Genomic DNA, 3,429 nt, shown 5'->3' on the forward strand with positions numbered 1-3,429 from the left:
GAAATCCGTGCGAAGACTCTGCCGAACGTATGATGTGATGGAATCCCATAAGGGCCATTTTTGCCCATCCCCCGATATGGTAAAATTTCTTTTCAAACGAATGACTTCTTCTAAGCAGAGAGACGCCGGACATAAGGTGCGGAACCGATTCCTGCTAAATCACGCAGTATAGAAAATTAGATAAAGAATTACGGCCACATCTGTCTCCGCTTGGCTGGGAACACATCAACTTGACTGGTGATTATATTTGGCAGCAAGATAAGTTTCTAAAAAAAAGGAGCTTATCGGCCACTCCGAAATAACCGTTAAAATTTATTGTAGGATTTAAAAATCTCTTAGCGTGCTATTTTTTCCGTTTCGTGAGCAGACCCCTGAAACTCTAGTATCAGGTCGGTTTACTTTACCAGACAAGATGATTCCGTTTTTAAAGGTGCAGTGATTTTTTCCCTCCTCTGGTGGAATTTGCTCGCTGCAACAGCAGCATTATTATGGAAAGTAATCCGAGCCAATTATCAAGCTTGTCTGGGACAATGGCAAGTTCAACTTTGCATAATAATATTCTACTCATAAGAACGAAAAAACACGCTAAGCTGTATTAGCCATAGTTATTTTTTTGGAGGGTGCCTGTTAGATTAAGGCTTAATTTCCACATTTAAAGGACCCTAATGACACGAGCAGGGTTTCCTGCAGCAACTACATTTGAAGGAATATCTTTGGTCACTACACTTCCAGCACCGATTGTTGATTTATTTCCAATAGTAACTCCAGGGCAAATGACAACACCACCGCCAACCCAAACGTTGTCTCCAATTGTAACCGGCAAAGTATTTTCAAGCCCTGATTTACGAACCTTCCAATCTACTGGATGCGTTGCAGAATAAATTTGCACATTAGGGCCAATTAAAACGTCATTGCCAATTGTAACATCTTCGCCATCCAAAATCGTACAGTTAAAATTAATAAATACATTACTCCCAACTGAAATCTGATATCCATAGTCACAGATAAATGGCGACTCTACCCAAACATTCATACCACATGTTTTGAACAGTTTTTTTAGTATTTTTTCTCGAGATTCCTGTGTAGCTTTTCCAAGCTCGTTGAGCTGCGTACAAAGTTTCGAAGCTCGTACACGATCCTTAACTAAATCAGCATCGAACGCATTATACAATTGTCCAGATTTCATTTTATCTTTTTCTGAATTCAAAACGTGGTTCATTTTCTTACTTCTGTTGCTATGTTTTTTGAAGTTTCTCCAAAATTTCACTAAAATCGTCTATTAAATAATTTAAGATAAATCCTGTCTTTTTATCAACAGAAAAACATCTTAGTAAATATGAAATTTTAAAATTAACTGTATGTTTATGAGTTTATGCTGATTGTTTCGAATTTACTAGAGCCACGTAACGTAATTTTAAATCATCGCAAACCAATCAATATTTATATATAGCCATTTGTTTCAATAACCTGTGCAGCTTTTAAAACCTTATTTGGTATATCTTGTAATCACAGTTCGCATTTGAGCGTATTTCATTTTTCAAAGTCTTGATAAAGAAGGCCTGGCTGAATTCCATTATTATCATGATGCTTTCCACTCGAATATTTCTCGTGACACCCTTCAGTCGTATGGTAATAAACTTGGCACACTTCAACCCCAGCATAAATTTTGATCGGTTGAACACAAAAAAATTCTAGCATCCAATAACCAGTAAACCCGACATCACCAAAACCAGCAGTGACATGAATAAATAATCCTAACCTGCCTATGGAAGATCGACCTTCAAGCATAGGAACTAAATTCTCGGTCTTTTTATACTTTTGTGTTCTACCTAAATAGAGTTTATTGGGCTCCAGTACCTTACTCGATGATTACAATTTAATTTACACTTTTCGATCTAACTAGATTTATGTGAAACGATACGCTCAAGTCCTCTGTATCACCAGGTATGGTGATCACAAGTAATCGCTTCTTGGAGGACTGAATATGTCTATTACTTCACCAGGATCAATAATTTCCAGACGATGTTCAACATCGCGAGGAATATTATAGGTATCTCCAGGTCCTATCACTTGATCGTATGTCTTGAAAACAATCCTATACTTTCCTGAAATAACATAACCGCTCTGTTCATTTGGATGTTTATGGAACGGTACATTATCTTCTTTTTTATACAACATTTTGGTAACCATTGATTCAGCACCATGGGATAACAAAACAAAATCAACCCCAAGAAAATTTCTGTTTTGTGCCTCTTCTGACATAACGATCATGTTAACTCCTTTTGTCGATATTGGAATATATGAATAATAGCGTATGGAAAGGTAAATAATCGTTTGACACTTCTTACTTACCCCTACTGTTTTTCACGGTCTTGGACGGTCACATTTGGTTCACCCCAGGGACAAGTGACGGAGCAGTGCGATCATCCCGACTCCGGCGGCCATCGTTACCAGTAGGTTGCCTGTTTTCCAACGAGCTAGCAGGCAAGCGGCCAGCCCAAGAAGTCCGGTGGTTCCCATATGAATTGCCCCCGGAACCACCAAAGAGAGCAGGATTGCCCCAGGCAAACCATCGAGAAAGGTTCGCAGCAGCCCAGTTTCCGGTAGTCGATCGGCAAGAAGCAGTCCGCCGAGCCGAAAGGCATAGGTGATCAGGGCGGCGAGAACAATCGCAGGAATGCCGTTGTCGATAAACAACGGTTCGCTCATCGGTTCCCCTCCCCGGACAGGCTTACGGTTGCGTTCTCCCTATTTTGGCTGGTTCTCCCTTTTCCGAGCAGTTCCAGCAGGGCGGGAACCAGGGCCCCCCCCCCACACCACCGATCATGATATACCATTTTCCAGGCAGATAGCGTTCCGCCAGAAAGGCAAGCACCGCTGCCACCAGCCAGCCGCCCATATCCGTTCGTCCACGCCAGAGACTCAAGGCGAGCGCGGCAAAGACGGCAATAAAGGCAAAATCGAGACCATACTGCTCAGGCTGGCGAATAAAGCCGCCCAAGAGATTGCCGCTCAAGGTTCCAAAAGACCAGGCGCAGAGAAGCAGCACCCCACCGCCAAACAGGAAAAACGGACTGACGGCACCTTTTCGCTGCTCTGCAATAGTCACAGCCCAGTTTTCATCGGCAACCAGGTGCATCAAGGCCGCCTTGCGCCACAGCGGCTGACCATGGAATAGCTGGCGAAGGGAGGCCCCGATCAACACATATCTGAGGTTGACGACAAAAACCGCCATTGCCACGGCCCAGACCGACAGCGGCTCCTTCCACATATCCACCATGACAAACTGGGCCGAACCGGCAAACATCAGGACATTCATCGCCGACATCTCCGCCCGGGTGCATCCGATATTTATGGCACAACCTTCTGGGCCCATCTTTTCTTGAATTGCATAATAATTTCAACCGACTAGGTAATATTATCGCTTGA

The 3,429-nt window shown here is 42.9% G+C and carries 4 protein-coding genes and 1 pseudogene; all 5 read right to left on the reverse strand.

Annotated elements, in window-relative coordinates; genetic code table 11:
* Positions 1-652 precede the first annotated feature (652 nt).
* Positions 653-1,219 (reverse strand): sugar O-acetyltransferase, encoded by a 567-nt coding sequence (locus G493_RS34710; RefSeq protein WP_035275676.1) that lies wholly within the window; start codon positions 1,217-1,219, stop codon positions 653-655.
* A gap of 311 nt (positions 1,220-1,530) precedes the next feature.
* Positions 1,531-1,857, reverse strand: a pseudogene (locus tag G493_RS33200) (dCTP deaminase); the annotation flags it as partial.
* Between the two features lie 96 nt (positions 1,858-1,953).
* Complete coding sequence (locus G493_RS0122305; RefSeq protein ID WP_205623745.1) at positions 1,954-2,262, reverse strand: cupin domain-containing protein; 309 nt, start codon at positions 2,260-2,262, stop codon at positions 1,954-1,956.
* Between the two features lie 129 nt (positions 2,263-2,391).
* Positions 2,392-2,709 (reverse strand): AzlD family protein, encoded by a 318-nt coding sequence (locus G493_RS0122310; RefSeq protein ID WP_051309802.1) that lies wholly within the window; start codon positions 2,707-2,709, stop codon positions 2,392-2,394.
* 22 nt (positions 2,710-2,731) lie between these two features.
* Positions 2,732-3,376, reverse strand: a complete 645-nt coding sequence (locus G493_RS30805; protein WP_084813722.1) for an AzlC family ABC transporter permease — start codon at positions 3,374-3,376, stop codon at positions 2,732-2,734.
* Between the last annotated feature and the right edge of the window lie 53 nt (positions 3,377-3,429).

Origin of the sequence: Desulfogranum japonicum DSM 18378 (genome assembly GCF_000429945.1) — a bacterium.
GTDB lineage: Bacteria > Desulfobacterota > Desulfobulbia > Desulfobulbales > Desulfobulbaceae > Desulfogranum > Desulfogranum japonicum.

Excerpts from the sequence above, each read along its gene's own strand:
- G493_RS34710 (WP_035275676.1), bottom strand. The coding sequence starts at position 1,219 with ATGAACCACGTTTTGAATTCAGAAAAAGATAAAATGAAATCTGGACAA.
- G493_RS0122305 (WP_205623745.1), bottom strand. The coding sequence starts at position 2,262 with ATGTCAGAAGAGGCACAAAACAGAAATTTTCTTGGGGTTGATTTTGTT.
- G493_RS0122310 (WP_051309802.1), bottom strand. The coding sequence starts at position 2,709 with ATGAGCGAACCGTTGTTTATCGACAACGGCATTCCTGCGATTGTTCTC.
- G493_RS30805 (WP_084813722.1), bottom strand. The coding sequence starts at position 3,376 with ATGGGCCCAGAAGGTTGTGCCATAAATATCGGATGCACCCGGGCGGAG.